The sequence below is a fragment of the Hydrogenophaga sp. A37 genome, assembly GCF_002001205.1.
Taxonomy (GTDB): Bacteria; Pseudomonadota; Gammaproteobacteria; order Burkholderiales; family Burkholderiaceae_C; genus Hydrogenophaga.
In genome coordinates, this window is sequence record NZ_MUNZ01000124.1 from 24,182 (window position 1) to 48,807 (window position 24,626).

The window sequence follows — 24,626 nt, forward strand, 5'->3', positions numbered from 1 at the left end:
GAATGCAGAGGGACCACTCAAGGGGCCACAAACGACTTGCGGCCCACAACGGGCCGCAAGGGAGGAAGAAGGTGTCTGCAATGCCGCCGGACCGTCATCCTGAACCGGGGTTCAGGTGGGCCAGGGCAGCGTGACTTCGGGTTCATCTGACGCGAGATGCTCACACCCATCAGGCAATGTACCTAGCCCGTGCTCATGGAGCATTGGTTCAAGGAAATATAAAGCCCGGCGCGCACTGCAGACAGTGCAAATTGTAGGCGCAGCCAGCGCGTTGTGCCGCAAGTTCGTGCAATAAAAGCGTGCGAAACAGCGGCCTTTTCAGAGCAACTGACCGTCGCTGCCCAGCGAGTGGTCCAGGCGACGGATCAGGTCGTCCATGCGGGCTTGTGACGCTGGGTCGACCGGTTCGCCGCTGGAAGGAAAGCCGTGCTCCTGCAACGGGGCGGGTTCCGACTGCGCGAAGGACGACGCTGAGAAGCTCTGGGCCTCTTTCTGCGACAGCTCGAACGCGAGGTTGAGCGAGGCGAGCACGGCAATGCGGTCCCTGGCCTTGACTTTGCCGGCGTCGCGGATGCGGCACATCGCGGTGTCGACCCGTTCGACGGCGTCCAGCAGCGAAGACTCGCCGCCTGTCGGGCAGGCGAGCAGGTAGCTCTGGCCCATGATCTGGACTTCGATCTGCTTGGACGCGGGCTTGTTCATTCGGTGTCCTTGGGCGTGTCTTCAATGCCTGCGGGGAGGCGGTCGAGCAAGGCGTCAATGCGCGCGCGTGCCGCGTTCAGCCGTGATTTGAGCGAGTCGCGCTCGCTTTTGAGGGCTGCCACCTGGTCGAGCAACAGACTATTGGTGCGCTGCAGTTCTTCATGGCGCAACAGCAAGCGCTCGACGCGCTCGGCGATCAGATCAAGGTGCTTGGGATCGGCCATGGTGACAAAGTGTTGGTTTTGCATTGTAGGGTTCCCGCAAGAAGGCCGGGCTTACAATCCCGCTCGTTGGTGCTCGCGGTGTGGTTCACATGCCGCAGTTCAACGGGAAGCAGGAGGGAAAGTTCACACGAACAGACCTAACCTGCGCTGCCCCCGCAACGGTAAGCAGACGGGACCACTGAAGCCATTTCAGGTGTCTCCGCTTTCATCCCGCAGCCACTGGCGAACCGGCTCAGACCGGTTCACTGGGAAGGCGATGAAGGTTGTTCTGTCAGCCCGGATACCGGCCAACAAGGTGGCGGTGCGTCCTTCGTGGGATGCGCCGTCTTGACGCCCATGCGCTGTCGGGGAAGACGGCGAGGGCACATCAGCTTGTGATCTTTCATGAAAACCCGTGCTTTTTCCGTGCGTCTGGCCGTTCTTCCCTTGGCCTGCGCCGCTGCTTTTCCCGCCCTGGCCCAGACGCCCCAAACCCTGCCCGAAACCGTGGTCACGGCGACCCGCTCCCAGATTCCCGTGACCGATGTGGTGGCCGATGTGTCCATCGTGGACCGGGAGGAGATCGAGCGCAGCGGCGCCAACGGTCTGGCCGACGTGTTGTCGCGTGTGCCAGGCATCACCGTGACCCGCAATGGCGGCCCCGCTTCGACCACCAGCGTGTACCTGCGCGGTGCCGAGACGCGCTTCACCGCTGTGTTCGTGGACGGGGTCCGCGTGGATTCGCAGTCCACCGGCGGCGCCAGCTGGAACGCGATCCCCTTGGCGCAGGTCGAGCGCATCGAGGTGCTGCGCGGTCCTGCGGCCGCGATCTACGGGTCGGACGCTCTGGCCGGTGTGGTCCAGATCTTCACCCGCCAGGGCGAAGCGGGTTTCTTTCCCTCGGTGCATCTGGGCGTGGGCACGTACAACACACGCGACATGAGCGTGTCGCTGCGGGGCGGCGAGGGCGCGGTGAACTACGCGCTGGGTCTGTCGGGCGAACGCAGCGACGGCTTCAATGCCAAGCCCACCGGCAACCCGGACCGCGACGGCTACCGGAGCCAGTCCGTCTCTGGCCGGCTGGGCTGGAAGTTCGCACCCGGTCATGAGTTGGAAGCCACGCTTCTCGACAGTGAGCAAACCTCGGCATACGACGGCTTCCGCCCCGGCCAGGACGACCAGAGCCAGCAAGACCTGCGCACCCTGGGGCTCACCTGGTCTGCGGCCTGGAACGACACTTGGAAAACCCGGGCGGGTGTGACCCGCGGCATCGACCGCTATCAAACCACGCCGTCGCCATACCTCACCAACACGCGCATCGACACCTACCTCTTGCGCAACGAGTGGCGCATGGGCACGGCCACCCTGAGCGCCGATCTGGAGCGCCGCGAAGACCGTCTCATGAACGCCAGTACCACCCCCGAACAGACCGACCGCGACCAGAACGCGCTCGCGCTGGGTTACACGCTGCGCCAGGGTGCGCACACGCTTCAGCTCAATGCCCGCCACGACGATGACAGCGAGTTCGGTGGCCAGTCCACCGGCGGCGCCGCCTACGCGTTTGCGTTCACGCCCGCATGGCGCGCGACCGTGTCGGCCGGCACCGCGTTCCGCGTGCCCACCCTGTTTCAGCGCTTCAGCTTTTACGGCACGCCCGAGCTGAGGGCAGAAACGGCCCGCAACTTCGAAGCTGGCTTGCGCTACCAGGCGGGTCATGATCGGGCCGGGTTTGCGCTGTACCGCAACGATGTGAAAAATCTGATTGATTACGTGGAGGGGCCTGGAACCTGTGCCAACGGCATGGGTGAATTCGCGGGTTGTTACGGCAACACGGGCCGGGCGCGCTACAGCGGCATCACGCTCAGCGGCGGCACCCGTGTGGGCACGGTCAACCTGGGTGCTTCGCTCGATCTGATGCGTCCCAAAGACCAGGAGACCGGCCTGCGCCTCGCGCGTCGCGCCCAGACCCAGGCCACGCTGACCGCCGACACCCCGCTCGCCAGCTGGACACTCGGTGGCGAGTTGCAGCATGTTGGCTCTCGCTTCAACGACGCCGCCAACTTGCAGCTCCTGCCGGCCCACAGCCTGCTGAACCTGACGGCCAGCACCGCGCTCACGCCCGACTGGAAGCTGCAGGTCCGTGTCGACAACCTGACCGACAAGGCCTACGAGTCGGTGCTGGGCTACGCCACCGCCGGCCGCACTTTGTATGTCGGCCTGAACTGGTCGCCACGCTGAGTGCCGCCATGGACCACGCCGTTGCTGTCTGCCCCGCGCTGCTGATCGCGGCCCCGGCGTCGGGCCAGGGCAAGACCACCGTGACGGCGGCGCTCGCGCGGCTGCACACGCGGCAAGGCCGCCGGGTGCGGGTGTTCAAGTGTGGTCCTGATTTTCTGGACCCGCACTGGCACACGCTCGCCAGCGGCCACCCGGTGCACAACCTCGACCTCTGGCTGAACGGCGAGGCCGACATCCGCGCCCGCCTGTTTGAGGCCGCTTCGTCGAGCGACCTGATCCTGATCGAAGGGGTCATGGGGCTGTTCGACGGTGAGCCCAGCACGGCCGACCTCGCGCGGCGCTTCGGGCTGCCGGTGCTGGCGGTGATCGACGCGTCGGCCATGGCGGGCACCTTCGGCGCGCTGGCGCACGGGCTGCGCCACTACCAGGACGGCCTGCCCTGGGCGGGCGTATTGGCCAACCGGGTCGCCAGCGAGGGGCACGCGCAGATGCTGCAGCGCTCGTTGCGACCGGCGATGGCCGACGGTGATGCGGTGGGCATCGACGCCGGCTGGCTCGGGGCATTGCAGCGAGACGCGGGCTTCACGCTGCCCGAGCGGCACCTCGGCTTGACGGTGGCGTCCGAGCTGCCCGACGCCATGGAGCGGCTGGACGCCGTGGCCGACGCGCTGGCGCAGACGCCGCTGGGGCAGCTCGACCACGCGGGTTGGCAGCGTTGGGCGGTGCGGTTTGACGCGACAGCCGAGGCCCCCGTGGTGCCGATGCTCAAGGGCCGCACGGTGGCGGTGGCGCGCGATGCGGCCTTCTGTTTCATCTACCCGGCCAACCTGGACAGCCTGCGCGCACTCGGCGCTGAGCTGGTGTTTTTCTCGCCGCTGGCCGACGGGTCGGTGCCGGCGTGCGATGCGGTGTGGCTGCCGGGCGGCTACCCGGAGTTGCACGCGACCACGCTGACGAAAGGCGCGCGCTGCCGTGCCTCGTTGGCCGAACATGTCGCGGCCGGTCGGCCCGTCTGGGCCGAGTGCGGCGGCATGATGCCGCTGTTTGACACCCTGGCCACCGCCGATGGCGACGAACACCCGATGTGGGCCCTGCTGCCTGGCCGCGTGACCATGCAGAAGCGCCTGGCCGCGCTCGGGCCGCAGCGCTGGGACACGGCGCAGGGCGAGTTGCGCGGGCACACGTTTCACTACTCGACCACCGATTCGCCGTTGGCCCCACTGTCCCGGACCGAGGCGCAGCGTGCGGGCGGGCGCGGCGAGGCCATCTACGCGCAGGGTCCGGTGCGGGCCAGCTATTTCCACGCCTGGTTTGCTTCGAACCCTGAGGCTGCCGCCTCGCTGTTCCTTGAGGAGGTTTTGTGAGCACACAGCACCTGGGGCCTCAGCGCATCGTGTGCCTGACCGAAGAGACCACCGAGTGGCTCTACCTGCTGGGGCAGGAGCACCGCATCGTCGGCATCAGCGGCTACACGGTGCGCCCGCGCCGCGCGCGCGACGAGAAGCCCAAGGTCAGCGCGTTTCTGAACGCGAAAATCGACAAGATCCTCGCGCTGCAGCCCGACTGCGTGTTCGGTTTTTCGGACCTGCAGGCCGACATCGCGGCGGCGCTGATCCGTGCCGGTGTGCAGGTGACGGTGTTCAACCAGCGCAGCGTGGACGAGATTTTTTCCATGCTGTTTCAGGTGGCCGCGATGGTGGGCTGCGCTGAGGACGGCCTGGCGCGCATCGACGTCATGCGCCAGCGGCTCGCCGCGATCCGCGCCGAGGTGGCCGCGCTGGTGGCAGCGGGCAAGCGCCGCCCGTGCGTGTTCTTTGAAGAGTGGGATGAGCCGCACATCAGCGGCATCCGCTGGGTGTCCGAGTTGTTGGGCATCGCGGGCGGCGACGATGTGTTTCCCGAGCTGGCGGTGCAGTCGCTGGGCAAGCACCGCATCATTGCCGACCCCACCGAGATCGTGGCGCGCGCGCCCGATATCGTGATCGGCTCCTGGTGCGGCAAGAAGTTCCGCCCCGAGAAGGTGGCAGCGCGTCCGGGTTGGCAGGATGTGCCTGCGGTCAAGAACGGCCAGCTGTTCGAGATCAAGTCGGCCGACATCCTGCAGCCCGGCCCCGCAGCGCTGACCGATGGTGTGGAGCAGATGCACCGCATCGTGAAGCAGTGGATGGTGGCTCATGGTTGAGGTGGCCTGCAGCGAATTCATCCTGGGCGGGCAGCGCAGCGGCAAGTCGCGCCGCGCCGAAGTGCTGGCTTGCCAGTGGCTGGAGCGTTCGCCCGATCACCGTGCCATGCTGATCGCCACCGGCCAGGCCTGGGACGGCGAGATGCGCGAACGCATCGCGCGCCACCAGCGGGACCGCGCAGAGCGGGTGCCGGGCATGGTCACGGTGGAGGAACCGCTGGCGCTGGCCGAGGCGCTGCACCGTGCCAGCGACGCGAAGACCCTGGTGGTGGTCGATTGCCTGACGTTGTGGCTGACCAACCTGATGATGCCGGCCGACGCTGCGCTAGCCCTGGATGAGACCGCCGTTGTAGCCGCGGGTCACGCGCTGTGCGAGGCCATCGCCGCCGCCCCCGGCCCTGTCGTGCTGGTGGGCAACGAGATCGGTCTGGGCGTGATCCCCATGGGGCGTGAGGTGCGCGCCTTTGTGGACGCGCTGGGCCGTCTCAACCAAAGCGTGGCTGCCGCGTGCGAGCGCGTCACGCTGATGGCGGCGGGACTGCCGCTGACCTTGAAAGACAAGCCATGAATCCGATGCGTGACATCCTGGCCGCTGTGGCATTGGCTGGGCTGGTGCTGCTGTCCCTGCCGGCCCACGCCGCACTCCAGATCACCGACGACCACGGCGTGGTGGTGAACTTCGAGCGCTCACCACAGCGAATCGTGAGCCTGCTGCCTTCGCTGGCCGAGACGGTGTGCGAACTCGGTCAGTGCCAGCGCCTGGTGGGGGTGGACCGTTACACCAACTGGCCCGAGAGCGTGAAACCCTTGCCCAAGGTGGGCGGCGGGCTGGACCCGAACATCGAACAGATCGTGGCGCTGCGGCCCGACGTGGTGCTGATGGCCACGTCTTCGCGCGCGGGCGACCGGCTGCGTGCGCTGGGCCTCAAGGTGGTGGCGCTGGAGCCCAAGACACATGCCGACGTGCAACGCGTGATGCTCAAGATCGGGCAACTGCTGGAGGTGCCCGACGCGCAGAAAATCTGGCGCGCCATCGACGCAGCCGTGATGGCAGCCGCGCAGTCGCTGCCCGCCAGCGTGCGTGGCACGCGGGTGTATTTCGAGGTCAATCCCGGGCCGTATGCCGCGGGTGAAAGCTCCTTCATCGGCGAAACGCTGACGCGCCTGGGCGCCAAGAACATCGTGCCCGCGTCGCTCGGGCCGTTTCCCAAACTCAACCCCGAGTACATCGTGCGCGCCGACCCCGACCTGATCATGGTTGGCCAGCGCAGCGTGGACGGCATGTTGCAGCGCCCGGGCTGGATGGCCATGCGCGCCATGCGCGCGCAGCACCTGTGTGTGTTCCCGGCCGAAGAGTCCGACACCCTGGTGCGGCCCGGCCCGCGCATGGCCGAGGGTGCCCGGCTGATGGCGCACTGCCTGGCCGAGAAGGCGCCCGGCGCGAAGCCGCCAGCCGGAGCGCGCCCTTGAACGCACGCCGCGCGTCATGGTTGGTCGTCGCCCTGCTGCTGGCGGCCGCGGCGCTGGCCGCACTCGGCGTCTGCGTGGGCAGCGCGGGCTTCGAGAACCTGGTCGGCCCGCTGCTGAACCCGCACGCCGACCCGGCCGCCACCGCGATGGCGCAGCAGATCGTGTGGGAGATCCGCCTGCCGCGCACGCTGGGTGCCTGGGGCGCAGGCGCCTTGCTGGGGCTGGCCGGCGCGGTGGCGCAGGGCCTGTTCCGCAACCCGCTGGCCGATCCGTTTCTGCTCGGCAGCGCCTCGGGTGCCTCGCTCGGCGTGGCGCTGGCGCTGGCCGCGATGGGCGGCGGCGCGGGCATGTTGGGCGCCAGCATGATGAACAGCGGTGTGGCGGTGAGCGTGTTCTCCAGCAGCGCCTGGGTGCGCCTGGGGCTCACCGGTGCGGCCTTCGGCGGCGCGGTGCTGGCGGTGCTGCTCACGCTGCTGCTCTCGCGCGGCGTGCAGCACACGCTGCGCCTGCTGCTGGCCGGTGTGGTGGTGGGCGTGGTGCTCAGCGCCATGACGCACCTGGTGCTGCTGTTCTCGCCCGAGTCGCTGCAGGCCATGCAGGCCTTCATGCTCGGCTCCACCAGCTTCGTGGGCTGGACGGCCTGCGTGCTGATGGTGGCCGTGTGGGCGCTGTGCGCGCTGGCGGCCTGGCTGCTGGCGCGGGTGCTCGACGGCCTGAGCCTGGGTGACGCCACGGCGCGCAGCCTGGGCCTGCCGCTCGGCCCCATGCGCGCGGCGCTGGTGGCGGTGCTGGCGCTGGCCACCGGTACCGCCGTGGCGCAGACCGGGTTGATCGCTTTTGTCGGCCTGGCCGCGCCGCACCTGGTGCGCTCGCTGGTCAAGACCACCAGCGCCCGGCTGATGCTGCTGGCCAGCTGCATGGGCGGCGCGCTGCTGATGGCGGCCGACACGCTGGCGCGCTGGCTGATCGCGCCGCAGGAGCTGCCGGTGGGCGTGCTCACCGCCGTGTTGGGCGGCGGTTATCTGCTGTGGCTGATGCAACGCAACACGCGCGTGTCGCGGGGGGCGGGGCTGTGAACGTGCCCATGAACGCCAACGCCATCGCCGTTGAAGCGCGCAACCTGAGCGCGCGGCTGGGCGACACCGAGATATTGCACAACATCACCCTGGCGCTGCCGCGCGCGCGCTGGACCAGCATCGTTGGCCCCAATGGCGCGGGCAAGTCAACGTTGCTCAAGGCACTCGCCGGGCTGTTGCCGCGCAGCGGTGAGGTCGCTTTGCTGGGAAAGCCGCTGGCCGTGTGGCCCCATCGCGCCCGCGCGCAACAGCTCGCCTGGCTGGGGCAGAACGAATCCAGCGGCGACGACCTCACCGTGTGGGACGTGGCCATGCTCGGGCGCCTGCCGCACCAGGCCTGGCTCAGCCCGCCCAGCGCCGCCGACCACGCCGCGGTGGAGCGCGCACTCAAAGCCACCCAGGCCTGGGACTGGCGCGCCCGCTCGCTCGGCCAGCTCTCGGGCGGCGAGCGCCAGCGCGTGCTGCTGGCCCGCGCGTTGGCCGTCGAGGCCCAGGTGCTGCTGATGGACGAACCCCTGGCCAACCTCGACCCGCCACACCAGGCCGACTGGCTCGATCTCGTGCAGGCGCTGGTGCACGAGGGCAAGACCGTGGTGAGCGTGCTGCATGAGATCGCCATGGCCCTGCACGCCGACGAACTGGTGTTGATGGCGCAAGGCCGAGTGACCCACCAGGGCCTGTGTGCCGAGCCCGCCACGCACCGCGCGCTGGAGGCGGTGTTCGACCACCGCATTGCCGTGCATGCCCTGCACGGTCAGTGGGTGGCGCTGCCGCGCTGATTTTTTGAGTTCTTAAACCCGCGTTGTCGACAACGCATTTGCCCCAAGGAGAAACGCCATGCACATCGAACCCGGACTGGTTGATGGAACCAAAATTGTCCTGAGCCATGCCACCGCCGCCGGTGCCCTGGGCTATGCCGCCAAATTGGCGCTGGACACCGCCCGGAAAGACGGCATCCCCGCGTTGTTGCTCCGCTCGCTGATCACCTCTGCCCTGGTGTTCTGCTTCTTCGAGTTGTTTCCGCACCACCCGGTCGGCGTGTCGGAGGTGCACCTGATTCTGGGCACCACCTTGCTGCTGATCTTCGGGCAGGCGCCGGCCGCCATCGGACTGGCCGGTGGGCTCTTGCTCCAGGGGCTGTCCTTCGCTCCGTTCGACCTGCCTCAGTACGGCATGAACGTCACCACGCTGCTGGTGCCACTGTTCGCCACCTCTGCACTGGCGCGCCGTGTCATTCCCGACAATATGGCCTATGTGGACATCGGTTACAGCCAGGCGCTCAAGCTGTCGCTGGCCTACCAGGGTGGCATCGTGTTGTGGGTGGCTTTCTGGGCCTTGTACGGTGCGGGCACCGGCTCGGAGAACCTCGCCAGCATCGGCAGCTTCGGTGTGGCCTACATGGGCGTGGTGCTGCTGGAACCCCTGATCGACCTGGGCATTCTCGCGCTGGCCAAGCTGGCGCACCAGCTCAAGGGTTCGGTGGTGGTGCACCAGCGCCTGCACCACCCTGTCTAACGGGAGTCGAACGCCATGGACATCGAAACACCACCGGTGCTGCGCGATACCCCCAAAGCCCAGGGCGACCGGCGGGGCCTCGTCATGGTCCACACCGGCAACGGCAAGGGCAAGAGCACGGCGGCCTTCGGGCTGGCTGTGCGGGCCCATGGCCGCGGCAAGAAGGTCAAGATCTACCAGTTCATGAAGGTGCCGTCGGCCCGCTTCGGGGAGCACCGGCTGTTCGAACAGCTGGGCATCCCCATCGAAGGGCTGGGCGACGGTTTCAGCTGGAAGAGCCGCGACCTGGCCCACTCGGCCGAGCTGGCGCAGGCCGGGTGGTCCAAGGCCGAGGCCGCGATCCGTGCGGGCGAACACTTCATGGTGGTGCTCGACGAGATCATGTACCCCTTGCGCTACGGGTGGATCACGCTGGAGACGGTCTTGACCTGTCTGCGCGAGCGGCCGTCCTCGGTGACCGTGGTGCTCACCGGCCGCAATGCCCCGGCCGAGCTGATCGAGCTGGCCGACACGGTGACCGAGATGACGCTCATCAAACACCACTTCAATGCCGGCGTTCCGGCGCAGCGCGGCATTGAGGACTAGGATGAAACACCCCCCGCGCCGCTTCGCGTCACCCCCCTCAAGTGGGGCGGCACTGGCCGTCCGGCAAAGCCGGCCCGGCGGTGCCTCTGGGTGGCGTTGTTTCATGCATCGCGGGTGGCGCTCCGGCGCCTTGGAAAGCTGACATGGCCTTTGTCGCCCAAGCGCCGGCCGCCGCCCTGATGGCCATGGGCATGCTGGTCATGCCGCCGGCCCTGGCCCAGCAGCGCATCGTGACCCTGTCGCCTTCGCTGACCGAGGCGGTGTGCGCGCTTGGCCGCTGCGCGGCGCTCGTGGGCACCGACCGGCATTCGAGCTGGCCCGAGAGCGTGCACCGATTGCCTCAGGTGGGCGGGCTGGCGGACGCGCAGATCGAGAACATCGTGCTGCTGCGTCCCGACCTGGTGCTGCTCGGTCCGCGCAGCCGGGCCGAGGAGCGGCTGCAGTCCCTGGGCATTCCGGTGCAGAAGTTCGATGCCCGCACCCATGCGGACCTCAAGCACACGCTGCTGGCCCTAGGGCGGGTGCTGGGCGAGCCGGCCAGGGCGGCCGAGCTGGTGCGCCGCATCGAAGACGAGCTCCAGGCCGCCGCCCGCCGCATGCCGCCGGCCCTGCGTGGGCGCAGCGTCTATGTCGAGGTCGGGGGCATTTCGTCTGCCGCCAGTGCCGGCAGCTTCATCGGCGAGACGGTGGCCGCGCTGGGCCTGGTCAACATCGTGCCGGCCGACATGGGGCTGTTTCCCAAAGTGAACCCCGAGATGGTGGTGCGCCGTGCGCCCGAGCTGATCATCGCGCCGCAAAGCAGCGCCCAGGGCATGGCCGACCGGCCAGGCTGGAGCGAGATCCCCGCGGTCCGCCAGGGCCGCATCTGCCTGCTCGACGACGCGCGCATGGACCTGCTGTCGCGCCCCGGCCCCCGCGTGGGCGAGGCGGCCCGGATGCTGGTGGACTGCCTCAAGGCCCTGCCGGCGATCCCCCATTGAGGGCCTCCCTTCTGGCCCTTCTATCAACCCTGTTCCCTTACTGCCAAGGTCCGACATGAACCTCCAGAAAATCCCCGCCACCGTCATCACCGGTTTCCTCGGTGCGGGCAAGACCACGCTGCTGCGCCACCTGCTCTTGAACGCGCAGGGCAAGCGCATCGCCGTCATCGTCAACGAGTTCGGTGAGCTCGGTATCGACGGTGAACTGCTGCGCGCTTGCGGCATCGGCTGCGACGAGAGCGGCGCCGACAACGGCCAGCTGTTCGAGCTGGCCAACGGCTGCCTGTGCTGCACGGTGCAGGAAGAGTTTGCCCCGGTGATGGAGCTGCTGGCCGCGCGGCGCGACCAGATCGACCACCTCGTCATAGAGACGTCTGGCCTGGCCCTGCCCAAGCCGCTGGTGCAGGCCTTCCAGTGGCCCAGCCTGCGCAACACCTTCACGGTGGACGCGGTGATCACCGTGGTGGACGCGCCCGCCGTGGCCGCCGGCACCTTCGCCGACAACCCGGTGGCGGTGGACGCGCAACGCCGTGCCGACGACAACCTGGACCACGATTCGCCGCTGGCCGAGCTGTTTGAAGACCAGTTGGCCACGGCCGATCTGGTGGTCATCAACAAGACCGACGGTCTGGACGCGGCCGCGCTGGCGGAGGTGGAGGCCATCATCCGCAAGGAAACGCCCGCTGGCGTGAAGCTGGTGCACGCGCAACACGGCCGGCTGGACCTGGGTGTGCTGCTGGGTCTGGAGCGTGCGGTGGAAGACGCGATCGACGGCCGCAAGACCCACCACGACGAGGAAGAAGACCACGACCACGACGCGTTCGATTCGGTGTCGATCACGCTGGACGTGGCAGACCGCCAGCGCCTGCTGGACGCGCTGACCGCGCTGGTGCAGCGCCACGAGATCTACCGCGTGAAGGGCTTTGTGGCCCTGCCCGGTGCGGCCATGCGCCTGGTGGTGCAGGGCGTGGGCCAGCGCTTTGACAGCCACTTCGACCGCCCCTGGCGCGCCGACGACCTGCGCACCACGCGCCTGGTGCTGATCGGCGACCACCTCGACGGCACCGCCCTGCAAAACGAGCTTCAAGCCGCGCTGCTCGCTGACACCGCCACCGCCTGAAGCCATGCACCTGCTCAGCACGCGCCCCGGAGGCCACGTCGAAGACGGCGGGCAGGGCGTGGTGCGCGTGGCGCAGACGCCGGGCGACATCGTGGTGCTGAGCGCGGCCGACACCACGCTCTCGCTGCTGGCCGACGCGGCCGCCAGCCTGGGCGACAGCTTTCCCAAAGTGCGACTGGCCAACCTGATGTGGCTGCGCCAGCCCGCGTCCACCGACATGTACGTGGACGACGTGCTGCGCCACGCCGGCGTGGTGGTGATCGACCACCTGGGCGCCCCCAATGACTGGGCCTATGTGGTGGAGCAGGCCACGTCGCTTGCCGCGAAGCACGGCCAGTGGCTGGCGCTGTTTTCCGGCGACAACGTGCAAGACCCGCAACTGCTCATGCGCAGCACCGCGCCGCCCGAAGACTGCGACCGGCTCTGGCGCTGCCTGCGCGAAGGTGGGCGCGACAACGCGCTGGCCTTCTTCTCGCTGATCGGCCACGCCGCCTTCGGGCTCGGTCAGCCGCCATCGCCACCAAAACCCCTGCCGCCGGTGATGCCCTACGCGCCGCAGGCCGCTGCGCCCTGGCGCGCGGGCGCGCCCGTGGCGCTGCTGGTGTTCTACCGGGCGCACCTGCAGGCGGGCAACACGGCCGTGTTCGACGCCATGCTGGCTGCGCTGACGGACGCCGGCCTCAACGCGCTGGCCGTGGCGGTGGACTCGTTGAAGAACCCGGCCAGCCTGGCCATGCTGCAGACCATGGCCGCCGATCACGGCGTGGGCGTGGTGCTCAACGCCACCAGCTTTGCCATCGCCTCGCTCGATGGCGGCGACGAAGCCCCTGCGAACGAACCGCTGGCCGGCGATGCGCCGGTGCTGCAGCTCATCACCGCCGGTTGTTCGCTGGAGCAGTGGCAGGCCGACCCGCACGGCCTGGCGCCGCGCGACCTCGCCATGCAGGTGGTGCTGCCCGAGGTGGACGGCCGCATCGGCACGCGCGCCATCAGTTTCAAGGGCCTGGCCTGGCGCTGCGAGCGCACCGAGGTGGACGTGGTGCGCTACCAGCCCGAGCCCGAGCGCATTGCCTTCGTGGCCGAGCTGGCGCGCCGCTGGTGCGTGTTGCGTGAGAAGCCGAACGCCAGCAAACGCATCGCCCTCATCCTGGCCAACTACCCCAACGACGACGCGCGCCTGGCCAACGGTGTGGGGCTGGACACGCCCGCCTCCACCGTGCTGGTGCTGCAGGCCTTGCGCGACGCGGGTTACGGCACCGGCGAGCTGCCCGACAACGGCGACGCGCTGATGGCGCAACTGGTGCGGGGCGTCACCAACAACCTCGACAGCAACCACCATCGACCCGCAGGCCAGAGCCTGGCGATGGCCGATTACCTGGCCGACTTTCACCGCTTGCCGCCCGACAGCCAGCAAGCGGTGAACGCGCTGTGGGGGCCGCCCGAACACGACCCGATGCAACGCAGCGGCCGCTTCATGGTGCCGGGCCAGCGCCTGGGCCAGGTGTTCGTGGGCATACAACCCGCGCGCGGCCGCGATCTGGACTTGGTGGCGAGTTACCACGACGCCGACCTCGTGCCCACCCACGGCTACCTCGCCTTCTATTTCTGGCTGCGCCGCGCCTTCGTGGTGGACGCGGTGGTGCACGTGGGCAAACACGGCAACCTCGAATGGCTGCCCGGCAAGAGCGTGGCGCTGGGTGCGGCCTGCTGGCCCGATGCCATCCTGGGTCCGCTGCCGCACCTCTACCCCTTCATCGTGAACGACCCGGGCGAAGGCAGCCAGGCCAAGCGCCGCACGCAGGCGGTGATCATCGACCACCTGATGCCCCCGCTGACCCGCGCCGAGACCTACGGGCCGCTGCAGGAGCTGGAGCGGCAGATGGACGAGTACTACGAGGCGCTGTCGCTCGACCCGCGCCGCGCGAAGCTGCTGCGCGAAAGCATCCTGCAGCAGGTGCTCAAACACCAACTGCACCAGGAGCTCGGCTTCCTGGCGCCGGCCGACGAGGCACAGCGCGAGCAGTTGCTGGCGCGGCTCGATGCCTACCTGTGCGAGATCAAGGAATCGCAGATCCGCGACGGCCTGCACATCTTCGGCCGCTCGCCGCAGGGCCGCCAGCGCACCGACACGCTGGTCGCGCTCGCCCGCTTCCCCGGTGGCCAGGCGGCGGGGCAGGGCAGCCTGCTCGTGGCACTGGCACACGACCTGGGCCTGGAGGGCTTCGACCCGCTTAACCCCGAGTGGGCGGACGCCTGGAGCGGCCCGCGCCCCGAGGCCTTGCAGGTTCTCAGCGACGAACCCTGGCGCCACGCGGGCCACACGCGCGAGCGGCTGGAGCTGCTGGCCATCGCGTTCGTCACGGAGCACCTGGGCAGCGAAGACACGACGCTCGACGCGCAAGCCTGGCCACACACCGCGCCCGTGATCCAGCGCATGCGCCAGACGCTGGCGCCGCGCCTGGACGCCTGCGGCCCGAACGAGATCGAGCAGTTGATGCGCGGGCTCTCGGGCCGCTTCGTGCCCGCCGGCCCGAGCGGCGCGCCCTCGCGCGGCCGGCCCGACGTGCTGCCCACCGGGCGAAATTTCTATTCGGTGGACACGCGCGCCGTGCCCACGCCCACCGCCTACGCCATGGGTGCGCTGGCGGCCGAGCGCGTGATCGAGCGCCACCTGCAGGACCACGGCAACTTCCCCCGCGCCATCGGCCTCTCGGTCTGGGGCACCAGCACCATGCGCACCGGCGGCGAAGACATCGGTCAGGCCTTCGCGCTGCTGGGTGTGCGGCCCAAGTGGGCACCGGGCAGCCACCGGGTGGTGGACATCGAGGTGCTGCCCATGGCCATCAGGAACCGGCCGCGCATCGACGTGACCCTGCGCGTTTCGGGCTTCTTCCGCGATGCGTTTCCGAACGTGATCGACCTGTTCGACACCGCGGTGCGCGCCGTCGCTGCGATTCCGGAAGACGACGAGCCGGACGACGTGAACCCGATTCGCGCCCGTGTGCGGCGCGAGGCCGCTGCCGCGGTGGCGGCCGGCGCGGCGGCCGAAGATGCGCAGCGCAGCGCCACCTGGCGCGTGTTCGGTCCGCGCCCGGGCGGCTACGGCGCGGGCCTGCAAGAGCTGATCGCCAGCGGCCGCTGGAACGAACAGGCCGACCTCGCCCAGGCCTACCTGCGCGCCGGCGCTTTCGCCTACGGGCAAGACGGCCATGGCAGCGCCGCGCGCGCGGCCTTCGAGCAGCGGCTGGCGCTGGTGGACGCGGTGCTGCACAACCAGGACAACCGCGAGCACGACATCCTCGACTCCGACGACTACTACCAGTTCCAGGGCGGCATGGCCTCGGCCGTGCAGCACCTGGCCGGTGCGCCCGCCGCGCTGTACCACGGCGACTTCAGCACGCCCGGCGCGCCGCGCGTGCGCACCCTGGGTGAAGAGGTGGCGCGCGTGGTGCGCGCGCGCGCCGTCAACCCGAAGTGGATCGATGGCGTGAAGCGCCACGGCTACAAGGGCGCGTTCGAGATGGCCGCCACGGTGGACTACCTGTTCGCCTTCGACGCCACCACCGGCGTGGTCGGCGACCACCAGTACGCGCTGGTGGCCGACGCTTATGTGCACGACGACGCCACCCGCGATTTCCTGCAGCAACACAACCCGCTGGCCTTGCGCAGGATCGGCGAACGCCTGCTCGAGGCGATGCAGCGCGGCCTGTGGGCCGAGCCGGGCGAGCACCGCGAACGCATCGAACAGACCCTGCTTGAGCTGGAACACCGGCTTGAAACCCAGGGTGAAGGACCTCTGACATGACGCAAAACCCCCTCCACACCGAACGGGCACCCGACCCAGGCTTCCCCTTCTCCGCCCTGGTGGGTCATCCCGAACTGCGCCTGGCCTTGCTGCTCGCTGCGGTGGACCCGGCCATTGGCGGCGTGCTGATCAGCGGCCCGCGCGGCACCGCCAAATCGACCGCGGCGAGGGCCCTGGCGGCGCTGTTGCCGGGCGCACCCTTCGTCAGCCTGCCGCTGGCCGCCAGCGTGGAGCAACTGGTGGGCACGCTCAACCTGGAAGGCGCGCTGCGCGACGGGCAGGTGCGCCTGGCGCCGGGCATGGTGGCCCGCGCCGATGGCGGCGTGCTGTATGTGGACGAGGTCAACCTGCTGCCCGACGCGCTGGTGGACGCGCTCCTGGACGTGGCCGCCAGCGGCGTCAACACCGTCGAGCGCGACGGCATTTCGCACCAGCACGCGGCGCGCTTTGTGCTCGTGGGCACCATGAACCCGGAAGAGGGCGAGCTGCGTGCGCAACTGCTCGACCGCTTCGGCCTCTGCGTGGCACTGGACAACCCGGCCACCCCCGAGCTGCGCCAGGCCATCGTGCGCGCCCGTCTGGCGTTTGACCAGAACCCGCAGGCCGTGCATCGGCAGCAGGCCGCAGCGCAGGCTGCGCTGGTCAACCGCCTGGCTGCTGCCCGGTTGGCCCTGGCGCAGCTGGACTGGCCCGACGCCGTGCTGGCCCACGCCACCGGCCTGGCCCTGGCGGCCGGTGCGGATGGCGTGCGCGGCGATCTGGTGCTGCTCAAGGCGGCGCGGGCCCACGCCGCCTGGCAAGGCCAGTCGACCGTGAGCGTGGCCGATGTGGACACCGTGGCCGAGCTGGCCCTGGTCCACCGCCGCCAGCAGACCGCACCACCCCCACCGGCGTTCCGGGCATCCACCGCGCCACAGGCGTCAGGCCCCACGCAGGCGCCGGCCACTGACCACGCCACAAACGGCGACTGGGGTGCGCTGCCACCGCAAGCCGAAGGCATGGCCGCGCTGCGGCCCACGGGAGGGCTTGTCGCAAAAAAAGCCTGAGCCACCCCGTGGGGCGGGCGCCCGTGGTGCCCGGCCTGCGGCGGTGGCCCGCCCACACAGCCGCGCTGGCGCCACGCCTGGCTTCAGCCGAGCGTCCGGTGCAAGCTGAAGACGCCGCGCGCATCCACTGGCCACGCACCCTGGTGCGCAAGGGGCCTGAGCGCTTGCGGCCTGAGCACCTGCAACGCGTGCGGCCGCCGGCCGAGGTGGGGGCCCTGCACCTGATTGCACTGGACAATTCCGGTTCCATGCGCAGCGCTGCGCGCCTGGCCCAGGCCAAGGCATTTGCGGCCAGCCTGGTGGACGATGCCGCCCGCGCGGGCACTCATGCGGCTCTGCTGCTGTTTGGCGGGCAGGGTGTGCAGTGGCTCCAGAACGCGGCCCCCGCGCGGCGTGCGGCCATCGGCCGCATCGGCCGCCTGGGGGGCGGAGGCGGCACGCCACTGGCCGAAGCGCTGCGTCAGGCGCAGAACGAGCTGCAGGCGTTCCGCCGTCGGCACGGAGCGGCACCGCGCACGCTGTGGCTGCTCACCGATGGCCGCAGCCTGGAGCGACCCGCGGCGCCGCCGGCCGCTGACCATGTGGTGATCGTCGATTTCGACGACCCGATGCGCCCGCTGGGCCGCTGCCGCGACTGGGCCCGGCACTGGGGTGCCGAATGGCGCCGTCCCCTGACCACCCTTGATTGAGAACCCATTGCCCACATGACCGAACTCATCATCTGCACCACCTGCCGAACCGCTGAGACACCGCGCGACCAGCAGGCGGCCGGCGAGATCCTGTTCCACGCCGTTCAGGCCGAACAGGCCTTTGGCGATCAGCCCGAATGGGCGGCCGTGCGCGTGCGTGGCGTGGCCTGCACCGCCGGCTGCTCGCGCGCCTGCACCGTGGCCTTCCAGGCACCGGGCAAGCACAGCTACCAGTTTGGCGACCTCGCACCCGCAGAAGGAGTTGCCCAGCAGTTGCTCGACTGCGCCGTGATGCACCACCGGGCGCCCGATGGCAACCTCGCCCGCGATGCGCGCCCACCGTTGTTGCGCAACGGCATCTTGTGCCGCCTGCCGCCCACCGTGATCACCGGTGGAGAAGCCCCATGACGATCCAGGTGGCATGACGTGACCCAGGCGACCACCTCCGATCAGGCTTTTTCTCCGGCCGAGCGCGATGCCGTGTATCGAGCCATCTTCGAGCGCCGCGACATGCGGCACTTCGCGGGGGGTACGGTCGCGCCCGAGCGGATGCGCCGACTGCTCACCGCCGCGCACCACGCGCCCAGCGTGGGGTTCATGCAGCCATGGCGCTTCGTTCGCGTGGCTTCGCGCGCACTGCGGGCCGAGCTGCACGGGCTTGTGGAGCAGGAGCGCATGGAAACCGCCCAGGCTCTGGGCGAGCGCTCGGAGGCATTTCTGCGCCTGAAGGTCGAAGGCTTGATGGACGCTGCCGAGGTCTGGGTGGTGGCGCTCGCAGAGGACCGTGAAAGGCATGTGTTTGGCCGCCGGACCCTGCCGCAGATGGACCTCGCCTCGACCGCCTGCGCGATCCAGAACCTGTGGCTGGCCGCCCGCGCCGAGGGCCTGGGCATGGGCTGGGTATCGATGTTCGATCCGGTGGCGGTGGCGGCGCTGCTGGGCATGCCCGACAGTGCCGAGCCCGTGGCCGTTTTGTGCATCGGCCCGGTGCAGCATTTCTATGAGGAGCCGATGCTCCAGCAGCAGCGCTGGGCCCAGCGCTGCGCATTGGACAATATGCTGTTTGAAAACGCCTGGGGCCAGCCCTTGGGCACCCGCGAATCGGTGACGGGGTGACCCCACCGCTGCTTGAACTTTGAGGAGACCACGATGACGACCAACACCACCCTGCTGCCTTCCACCGAGCAGACCCTGCATTTCCACGCCCCGCGCAAAGCCGCAACGCCATCTGTCGAGGCCCGCCAGCAGGCCTGGCCAGTGGCCGAGGTGCAGGCCCTGCTGGACCTGCCGTTTCCCGAACTGATGCACCGCGCCCAGACCGTGCACCGCGAGCACCACGACCCGACCCACATGGAGCTGGCCACGCTGCTGTCCATCAAGACCGGCGGCTGCCCCGAAGACTGCGGCTACTGCCCCCAGTCGGTGCACCACGAGACCGGTGTGCCCGCCACCAAGATGATGACGCCCGAGGAAGTGCGCGAAGCCGTGCTCGGCGCCAAGGCGGCCGGTGCCTCGCGCTTCTGCATGGGCGCGGCCTGGCGGGCGCCCAACGACCGCGACCTGGAGAAGGTCGAGGAGCTGGTGCGCGTGATCAAGGACGAGGGCCTGGAGGCTTGCTGCACCCTGGGCATGCTCACGGGCGACCAGGCGCAACGCCTCAAGGGCGCGGGCCTGGACTACTACAACCACAACCTGGACACCGCACCCGAGCTGTACGGCGACATCATCACCACGCGCGACTACCAGGACCGGCTGGACACCCTGGGCCACGTGCGCGGGGCGGGCATCCATGTGTGCAGCGGCGGCATCGTGGGCATGGGCGAATCCCGCGCCGGGCGCGCCGGCCTGATCGCGCAGCTGGCCAACCTGGCGCCGTACCCCGAGTCGGTGCCGATCAACCACCTGGTGAAGGTGCCGGGCACGCCGCTGGCCGACGAGCCCGACCTCGACCCGCTGGAGTTCGTGCGCACGGTGGCCGTGGCCCGCATCACCATGCCCAAGGCCAAGGTGCGCCTGTCGGCCGGGCGCCGGCAGATGGGCGAATCGACCCAGGTGCTGTGCTTCCTGGCCGGTGCCAACTCCATCTTCTATGGCGACAAGCTGCTGGTGACCGGCAACCCCGACGTGGAGGCCGACCAGGACCTGCTGACCCGCGTGGGCATGCACACCACACGCGCGCACGCCTGACTTTGGCCTTGTCGATGGCCGAGACCCCCTGAGTTCAAGGAGATCCCTCATGTTCCGCACCCTGCTGAAATCCAAAATCCACCGCGCCACCGTCACCCACTGCGAGCTGCACTACGAAGGCTCCTGCGGCATCGACGAGGACCTGCTGGAGGCGAGCAACATCCGCCCCAACGAACAGGTGCACATCTGGAACATCAACAACGGCGAACGGTTTATCACCTACGCCATCAAGTCGCCGCGCGGCAGCGGCATCATTTCGCTCAACGGCTCGGCCGCCCGGCGCGCCAGCGTGGGCGACCTGGTGATCATCGCGGCCTTCGGCATGGTGCACGAAGACAAGCTCGACGAGGTGATCCCCAAGCTGGTGTTTCCCGACGCCGCCAACCGCATCGTCGAGACCCGCAGCGAACCCGCCGGTCCCCAGGCCGGCGACCCGGTCATCCTGCCCCTGGGCGCCGAGCTTTGACGCAGCCCGTGTCGGCCAACGCCGCCTGGCGCCAGCGCAGCCTGGCCGCCGTCTGGCACCCCTGCACGCAGATGAAGCTGCATGCGCCCGACGGCGCGGCCTTGCCGCTGATCCCGGTGGCGCGGGCCGAGGGCGTGTGGCTGCACGACCACGAAGGCCGGCGCTATCTGGACGCCATCAGCTCCTGGTGGGTCAACCTGTTCGGCCACAACCACCCGGCGATCCGCGCCGCGCTCATCGACCAGCTGCACACGCTGGACCACGTGATGCTGGCTGGCTTCACCCATGGGCCGGTGGTTGAACTCTCCGAGCGCCTGGCCGCGCTCACCGGCCTGGGCCACGCCTTTTACGGCAGCGACGGCGCCAGCGCCACCGAGATCGCGCTGAAGATGAGCGCCCACCACTGGCGCAACGCGGGCCGGGCCGAGAAGAGCCGGTTCGTCGGCGTGGCCGGGGGTTACCACGGCGAGACCGTGGGCGCGCTGGCCGTGACCGACATTGCGCTGTTCCGCGAAGCCTATGCGCCGCTGGTGCGCCTGGCCGCCACCGTGCCCAGCCCCGACGCCCGCGGCGCGGCGCCGGGTGAGTCGCCTGCCCACGTGGCCGAGCGGGCCGCCGCCGCCCTGGGCGACTGGCTGGCCGAGCACGCGCACGAGACGGCCGCCGTGATCATCGAGCCGCTGATCCAGTGCGCCGCCGGCATGGCCATGCACGATCCGCTCTACCTGAAGCTTGCGCGCGAGCTCTGCGACCAGCACCAGGTGCACCTGGTGCTCGACGAGATCGCGGTCGGCTTCGGCCGAACCGGCACCCTGTTCGCGCACGAGCAGGCGGGCATCCGCCCCGACTTTCTCTGCCTCTCCAAGGGCCTGACTGGCGGCACGCTGCCGCTGTCGGTGGTGCTCACCACAGACGCGGTGTACGCCGCCTTCTACGACGACGAGGTGGCGCGCGGGTTCCTGCATTCGCACAGCTACACCGGCAACCCGCTGGCCTGCCGCGCGGCGCTGGCCACGCTGGACCTGTTCGAGCAGACCGACGCGCTGCGCCTGAACCTGGGCACCAGCGAACGGCTGGCCGCGCAGTTCGCGCCGATTTCCAACCACCCCCGCGTACGCCACGCGCGGCGCAAGGGCATGGTCTTCGCGTGGGACGTGGCGAGCAGCCTGCCCGACTTCGGCCGCCGCTACGCCCGCCACGCGCTGGCCCAGGGGCTGCTGCTGCGCCCCATTGGCCACACGCTCTACGCCATGCCGCCCTATGTGATCGACGAGGCCGAGGGCGAGTTGCTGGCCCGCGGCGCGCTGGCCGCGCTGGAATCCACGCTGGCCGAAGAAACCAGCCCGGCGACGGTGAGCGGAGTGCCCGATGGCGTTTGACGGCTGCTTCGTCACCGGCACCGACACCGGCGTGGGCAAGACCCTGGTGAGCGCCGCGCTGCTGCACACGCTGGCGCGTCACCACGCCCGCGTGGTTGGCATGAAGCCGGTGGCGGCCGGCCTGGTGCAACAGAACGGCGCGTGGGTGGCGGAAGACGTGCTGGCCTTGCGCGCCGCGTCCACCGTGGCCGTGCCGCCCGCGCTGGACAACCCGGTGGCGCTGCCCGAGCCGCTGTCGCCCCACCTGGCGGCCGCGCGCGCGGGTCGGCGCGTGGGCGTGGCCGAGCTGGTGGCGGCGCACCGCGGGCTGCTGAGCCTGGCCGACGTGGTGCTGGTCGAGGGCTCGGGCGGCTGGCGCGTGCCGCTGAACGACAGCGAAACCCTGGCCGACCTGGCGGTGGCGCTGGCCCGGCCGGTGGTGCTCGTGGTGGGCCTGCGCCTGGGTTGCCTGAACCACGCGCTGCTGACGGCCGAAGCCATCCGCGCCGACGGCCTGCCGCTGGCCGGCTGGGTGGCCAACACCGTGGACCCGGCCATGGCCTGCCGCGACGAAAACATCGAAACACTGCGCCAGCGCCTGGCCGCGCCACTGATGGGCGTGCTGCCCTGGCACCCCCAAACCCCCGATGCACGCCAGATCGTGCTGGATCTGCCTGAAACATGGCGATGAAAGGATGGCCATGAGCTGGCTGAACGAATTTGACGAGCGCCTGGCCGCGCTGGACGCGCAGTCGCTGCGCCGTGTGCGCCGCGCGGTCACGCCCGAGCCGGGTGCCCGGCTCAACGTGGACGGCGAGTCCCTGCTGGCCTTTTGCAGCAACGACTACCTGGGCCTGGCGCAAGACCCGTTGCTGCGCCAGGCGGTGCACGCCGCGGTGGACCGCTACGGCGTAGGCTCAGGCGCCTCGCCCATGGTCAGCGGCCACAGCGTGGCCAACGCCGCGCTGGAGCGCGAGCTGGCCGAGGCCGTGGGCCTGCCGCGCGCGCTGTATTTCTACGCTGGCTACGCCACCAACGCCAGCACCGTGCCGGCATTGGTTGGCGAGGGTGATGCGCTGTTCTCCGACGCGCTGAACCACGCCTGCCTGATCGACGGCGCGCGCCTCTCCAAAGCCACGGTGCACCGCTTCTCCCACGGCGACCTGGCCCGGCTCGACGCCTTGTTGGCCGCCAGCCCGGCGCGCCGCAAGCTGGTGATCAGCGACGCGGTGTTCAGCATGGACGGCGACGTGGCCGACATCGCCGGCCTGCATGCGCTCTGCGAGCGGCACGATGCCTTGCTGCTGCTCGACGACGCACACGGCTTCGGCGTGCTGGGTCCGCAGGGGCGGGGCGCGCTGGCCGCCGCCGGCCTGACCGGCGCGGGCGCCTCGCCGCGTGTGCTCTACATGGCCACGCTGGGCAAGGCCCTGGGCGTGGCGGGCGCCTTCGTGGCCGGGCCCGAGCGGCTGGTCGAGTGGCTGCTGCAGAAAACCCGCAGCTACACCTACGCCACCGCCGCGCCGGCCCTGCTGGCCGAGGCCGTGCGCGCCGGTCTGCGCTGCGCGCTGGGCGCTGAGGGCGAGCGCCGCCGACAGCACCTGAACGCTTTGATCGCGCAACTGCGCGAAGGCCTCGCGCCCGGGGCCGATGCCGCGGTGGATGCCGCCGGCTGGACCCTGATGGCGTCAAGCACCGCGATCCAGCCGCTGGTGATCGGCGACAACGGGGCCGCATTGGCGGTGATGGCCGCGCTGCGCGAGCAGGGCATCTGGGTGCCCGCGATCCGCCCGCCCACCGTGCCGGTGGGTACCGCGCGGTTGCGCATCGCACTGTCGGCCGCACACCAGAGCGAAGACGTGGCCGCGCTCGTGGACGCGCTGCGGGCCGCAGCCGCCGGCCTGGGCGCGGGCCGCGCCGATGGGCCGGGCCAGCACCGCGCGGCCGCAGCCGCGCTGGAGGCCTGAGCCCCATGGTCGAGCTGGCAACGCTGCCTGATGGAGCCGCGATGGCCCTCGCTGTCTGCGTGGCTCTGCTCGTCGATGTCCGCTGGGGCGAGCCACCGCCCCGCTGGCACCCGGTGGTGTGGATGGGTCACTACCTGGAGGCGCTGGGTCGGCGCATCGCGCCCGCTGTGGGCGAATCGTCTGCTGGAGCGGCCGGGCCGTTCGTGCGCGGCGCGCTGGCCTGGGTCGCCGGGGCGCTGCTGGTGGTGTCGGTTGCGCTTGCGGCGGTCTGGGTTGTGAGCGGCGGGCCGCTGTGGCTGCAGGTGCTGGTGTTGGGCCTGCTGCTCAAGCCGCTGTTGGCCTGGCGCATGCTGCGCGACGAGGTGCGTGCGGTGGAAACAGCGTTGGGCGAATCGCTGGATGCGGGCCGCGCGCGACTGGCCTGGCTGGTCAGCCGCGACGTGACGGCGCTGAGCGAGCGTGAGGTGCACGAAAGCGCCATCGAAACCCTGGCCGAGAACCTCAACGACTCCGTGGTCGCGCCGCTGTTCTGGTTCGCCGTGGCCGGCCTGCCGGGCGCCGCTCTCTACCGCTTCGCCAACACGGCCGATGCGATGTGGGGCTACCGGGGCGAGCGCCAGGGCCGCGATTGGACCTGGGCGGGCAAGTGGGCCGCGCGGGCTGACGACGTGATGTCGTGGCTGCCCGCGCGCATCACGGCGGCGCTGCTGGGTCTGCTCGGCGCGGCGCACACGTTGCGGCAGTTGCCGGCGCAGGCGGGCCGCACACCTTCGCCCAACAGCGGCTGGCCCATGGCCGCCATGGCGCTGGCGCTGAATGTGAGCTTGGCCAAACCCGGCGTGTACACCTTGCACCCGGCCGGGCGCAGCCCGCAGGCGGCTGACACCGCGCGCGCCCTGCAGCTGGCAGGCCGGGTGGTGGGCGCATTGGCCTTGCTGGCCGGCGCAGTGGCGTTGTACGAGATGGGGAGGGCGTTTGCATGAGCGCCGCGCTGGGCCGTTCCCAAGCGAGCTCGAACCGCAGCTCGACGAGCGGAG

Annotated in this window: 24 protein-coding genes, 1 other RNA gene and 1 riboswitch; of the genes, 22 read left to right on the forward strand and 3 right to left on the reverse strand. The window is 70.0% G+C overall.

Annotation, left to right across the window (positions count from 1 at the left end; translation table 11 throughout):
* Window positions 1-68: 68 nt before the first annotated feature.
* From ssrS to B0E41_RS16695, 3 genes are all read right to left on the reverse strand, one after another.
* Window positions 69-247, reverse strand: a non-coding RNA gene (gene ssrS, locus B0E41_RS16685) — 6S RNA.
* 71 nt (window positions 248-318) lie between these two features.
* On the reverse strand, window positions 319-702 hold the full coding sequence (locus B0E41_RS16690; RefSeq protein WP_077332349.1) for a cell division protein ZapA: 384 nt from the start codon (window positions 700-702) through the stop codon (window positions 319-321).
* Window positions 699-926, reverse strand: coding sequence for a DUF904 domain-containing protein (locus B0E41_RS16695; protein ID WP_077332409.1), 228 nt, complete (start codon window positions 924-926; stop codon window positions 699-701). Before B0E41_RS16695 ends, B0E41_RS16690 begins: the two co-directional genes overlap by 4 nt.
* Window positions 927-976: 50 nt before the next feature.
* Window positions 977-1,233: riboswitch (cobalamin riboswitch) on the forward strand.
* Between the two features lie 77 nt (window positions 1,234-1,310).
* On the opposite strand from B0E41_RS16695, the gene B0E41_RS16700 reads away from it, so the two are divergent.
* From B0E41_RS16700 to cbiB, 22 genes are all read left to right on the forward strand, one after another.
* Window positions 1,311-3,143, forward strand: a complete 1,833-nt coding sequence (locus tag B0E41_RS16700; protein WP_077332351.1) for a TonB-dependent receptor — start codon at window positions 1,311-1,313, stop codon at window positions 3,141-3,143.
* A gap of 8 nt (window positions 3,144-3,151) precedes the next feature.
* Complete coding sequence (locus B0E41_RS16705; protein WP_077332353.1) at window positions 3,152-4,507, forward strand: cobyrinate a,c-diamide synthase; 1,356 nt, start codon at window positions 3,152-3,154, stop codon at window positions 4,505-4,507.
* Window positions 4,504-5,325, forward strand: coding sequence for a cobalamin-binding protein (locus B0E41_RS16710; RefSeq protein ID WP_253194938.1), 822 nt, complete (start codon window positions 4,504-4,506; stop codon window positions 5,323-5,325). The genes B0E41_RS16705 and B0E41_RS16710 overlap by 4 nt, the downstream gene beginning before the upstream one ends.
* Window positions 5,318-5,893, forward strand: coding sequence for a bifunctional adenosylcobinamide kinase/adenosylcobinamide-phosphate guanylyltransferase (locus B0E41_RS16715; RefSeq protein ID WP_077332355.1), 576 nt, complete (start codon window positions 5,318-5,320; stop codon window positions 5,891-5,893). Before B0E41_RS16710 ends, B0E41_RS16715 begins: the two co-directional genes overlap by 8 nt.
* A gap of 5 nt (window positions 5,894-5,898) precedes the next feature.
* Window positions 5,899-6,795, forward strand: coding sequence for a helical backbone metal receptor (locus B0E41_RS16720; protein ID WP_077332413.1), 897 nt, complete (start codon window positions 5,899-5,901; stop codon window positions 6,793-6,795).
* Window positions 6,792-7,871 carry an iron ABC transporter permease gene (locus B0E41_RS16725; protein ID WP_077332357.1) on the forward strand — a complete coding sequence of 360 codons (1,080 nt, stop codon included), beginning with the start codon at window positions 6,792-6,794 and terminating at the stop codon, window positions 7,869-7,871. Before B0E41_RS16720 ends, B0E41_RS16725 begins: the two co-directional genes overlap by 4 nt.
* A gap of 8 nt (window positions 7,872-7,879) precedes the next feature.
* Window positions 7,880-8,650 (forward strand): ABC transporter ATP-binding protein, encoded by a 771-nt coding sequence (locus tag B0E41_RS16730; protein WP_077332415.1) that lies wholly within the window; start codon window positions 7,880-7,882, stop codon window positions 8,648-8,650.
* Between the two features lie 58 nt (window positions 8,651-8,708).
* Entirely contained in the window at window positions 8,709-9,386 is a 678-nt protein-coding gene (locus tag B0E41_RS16735) for an energy-coupling factor ABC transporter permease (protein WP_077332359.1), read from the forward strand.
* A gap of 15 nt (window positions 9,387-9,401) precedes the next feature.
* The gene (cobO, locus tag B0E41_RS16740) at window positions 9,402-9,971 is read left to right on the forward strand and encodes a cob(I)yrinic acid a,c-diamide adenosyltransferase (protein WP_077332361.1); all 570 of its coding nucleotides are present in this window, start codon (window positions 9,402-9,404) and stop codon (window positions 9,969-9,971) included.
* Window positions 9,972-10,114: 143 nt separating this feature from the next.
* On the forward strand, window positions 10,115-10,951 hold the full coding sequence (locus B0E41_RS16745) for a helical backbone metal receptor (RefSeq protein WP_077332363.1): 837 nt from the start codon (window positions 10,115-10,117) through the stop codon (window positions 10,949-10,951).
* Window positions 10,952-11,006: 55 nt separating this feature from the next.
* Complete coding sequence (gene cobW / locus B0E41_RS16750) at window positions 11,007-12,071, forward strand: cobalamin biosynthesis protein CobW (protein WP_077332365.1); 1,065 nt, start codon at window positions 11,007-11,009, stop codon at window positions 12,069-12,071.
* A 4-nt stretch (window positions 12,072-12,075) separates the two neighbouring features.
* The gene (gene cobN, locus B0E41_RS16755; RefSeq protein ID WP_077332367.1) at window positions 12,076-15,876 is read left to right on the forward strand and encodes a cobaltochelatase subunit CobN; all 3,801 of its coding nucleotides are present in this window, start codon (window positions 12,076-12,078) and stop codon (window positions 15,874-15,876) included.
* Complete coding sequence (locus B0E41_RS16760; RefSeq protein ID WP_077332369.1) at window positions 15,873-16,922, forward strand: AAA family ATPase; 1,050 nt, start codon at window positions 15,873-15,875, stop codon at window positions 16,920-16,922. Before cobN ends, B0E41_RS16760 begins: the two co-directional genes overlap by 4 nt.
* A gap of 8 nt (window positions 16,923-16,930) precedes the next feature.
* A complete protein-coding gene (locus B0E41_RS16765) occupies window positions 16,931-17,611 on the forward strand; it encodes a VWA domain-containing protein (protein WP_253194940.1) in 681 nt (226 codons plus the stop codon).
* A gap of 15 nt (window positions 17,612-17,626) precedes the next feature.
* Window positions 17,627-18,019: a DUF1636 domain-containing protein gene (locus tag B0E41_RS16770; protein WP_077332373.1), complete on the forward strand. Its 393-nt coding sequence runs from the start codon at window positions 17,627-17,629 to the stop codon at window positions 18,017-18,019.
* Between the two features lie 18 nt (window positions 18,020-18,037).
* Window positions 18,038-18,727: a 5,6-dimethylbenzimidazole synthase gene (gene bluB, locus B0E41_RS16775; RefSeq protein WP_077332375.1), complete on the forward strand. Its 690-nt coding sequence runs from the start codon at window positions 18,038-18,040 to the stop codon at window positions 18,725-18,727.
* Between the two features lie 33 nt (window positions 18,728-18,760).
* Window positions 18,761-19,798, forward strand: coding sequence for a biotin synthase BioB (gene bioB / locus B0E41_RS16780; RefSeq protein ID WP_253194942.1), 1,038 nt, complete (start codon window positions 18,761-18,763; stop codon window positions 19,796-19,798).
* Between the two features lie 49 nt (window positions 19,799-19,847).
* On the forward strand, window positions 19,848-20,264 hold the full coding sequence (gene panD, locus B0E41_RS16785) for an aspartate 1-decarboxylase (RefSeq protein WP_077332377.1): 417 nt from the start codon (window positions 19,848-19,850) through the stop codon (window positions 20,262-20,264).
* A gap of 8 nt (window positions 20,265-20,272) precedes the next feature.
* Window positions 20,273-21,643: an adenosylmethionine--8-amino-7-oxononanoate transaminase gene (locus B0E41_RS16790; protein WP_143433870.1), complete on the forward strand. Its 1,371-nt coding sequence runs from the start codon at window positions 20,273-20,275 to the stop codon at window positions 21,641-21,643.
* Window positions 21,633-22,313 carry a dethiobiotin synthase gene (bioD, locus tag B0E41_RS16795; RefSeq protein WP_077332381.1) on the forward strand — a complete coding sequence of 227 codons (681 nt, stop codon included), beginning with the start codon at window positions 21,633-21,635 and terminating at the stop codon, window positions 22,311-22,313. Before B0E41_RS16790 ends, bioD begins: the two co-directional genes overlap by 11 nt.
* A 4-nt stretch (window positions 22,314-22,317) precedes the next feature.
* Window positions 22,318-23,589 (forward strand): 8-amino-7-oxononanoate synthase, encoded by a 1,272-nt coding sequence (locus tag B0E41_RS16800; protein WP_077332383.1) that lies wholly within the window; start codon window positions 22,318-22,320, stop codon window positions 23,587-23,589.
* A 41-nt stretch (window positions 23,590-23,630) separates the two neighbouring features.
* A complete protein-coding gene (gene cbiB / locus B0E41_RS16805) occupies window positions 23,631-24,572 on the forward strand; it encodes an adenosylcobinamide-phosphate synthase CbiB (RefSeq protein WP_253194944.1) in 942 nt (313 codons plus the stop codon).
* Window positions 24,573-24,626: the final 54 nt, after the last annotated feature.

Coding starts and splice junctions, on each gene's coding strand:
- B0E41_RS16690 (WP_077332349.1), bottom strand. CDS start 702: ATGAACAAGCCCGCGTCCAAGCAGATCGAAGTCCAGATCATGGGCCAG.
- B0E41_RS16695 (WP_077332409.1), bottom strand. CDS start 926: ATGGCCGATCCCAAGCACCTTGATCTGATCGCCGAGCGCGTCGAGCGC.
- B0E41_RS16700 (WP_077332351.1), top strand. CDS start 1,311: ATGAAAACCCGTGCTTTTTCCGTGCGTCTGGCCGTTCTTCCCTTGGCC.
- B0E41_RS16705 (WP_077332353.1), top strand. CDS start 3,152: ATGGACCACGCCGTTGCTGTCTGCCCCGCGCTGCTGATCGCGGCCCCG.
- B0E41_RS16715 (WP_077332355.1), top strand. CDS start 5,318: ATGGTTGAGGTGGCCTGCAGCGAATTCATCCTGGGCGGGCAGCGCAGC.
- B0E41_RS16720 (WP_077332413.1), top strand. CDS start 5,899: ATGCGTGACATCCTGGCCGCTGTGGCATTGGCTGGGCTGGTGCTGCTG.
- B0E41_RS16730 (WP_077332415.1), top strand. CDS start 7,880: ATGAACGCCAACGCCATCGCCGTTGAAGCGCGCAACCTGAGCGCGCGG.
- B0E41_RS16735 (WP_077332359.1), top strand. CDS start 8,709: ATGCACATCGAACCCGGACTGGTTGATGGAACCAAAATTGTCCTGAGC.
- cobO (WP_077332361.1), top strand. CDS start 9,402: ATGGACATCGAAACACCACCGGTGCTGCGCGATACCCCCAAAGCCCAG.
- B0E41_RS16745 (WP_077332363.1), top strand. CDS start 10,115: ATGGCCTTTGTCGCCCAAGCGCCGGCCGCCGCCCTGATGGCCATGGGC.
- cobW (WP_077332365.1), top strand. CDS start 11,007: ATGAACCTCCAGAAAATCCCCGCCACCGTCATCACCGGTTTCCTCGGT.
- cobN (WP_077332367.1), top strand. CDS start 12,076: ATGCACCTGCTCAGCACGCGCCCCGGAGGCCACGTCGAAGACGGCGGG.
- B0E41_RS16760 (WP_077332369.1), top strand. CDS start 15,873: ATGACGCAAAACCCCCTCCACACCGAACGGGCACCCGACCCAGGCTTC.
- B0E41_RS16770 (WP_077332373.1), top strand. CDS start 17,627: ATGACCGAACTCATCATCTGCACCACCTGCCGAACCGCTGAGACACCG.
- bioB (WP_253194942.1), top strand. CDS start 18,761: ATGACGACCAACACCACCCTGCTGCCTTCCACCGAGCAGACCCTGCAT.
- panD (WP_077332377.1), top strand. CDS start 19,848: ATGTTCCGCACCCTGCTGAAATCCAAAATCCACCGCGCCACCGTCACC.
- bioD (WP_077332381.1), top strand. CDS start 21,633: ATGGCGTTTGACGGCTGCTTCGTCACCGGCACCGACACCGGCGTGGGC.
- B0E41_RS16800 (WP_077332383.1), top strand. CDS start 22,318: ATGGCCATGAGCTGGCTGAACGAATTTGACGAGCGCCTGGCCGCGCTG.
- cbiB (WP_253194944.1), top strand. CDS start 23,631: ATGGCCCTCGCTGTCTGCGTGGCTCTGCTCGTCGATGTCCGCTGGGGC.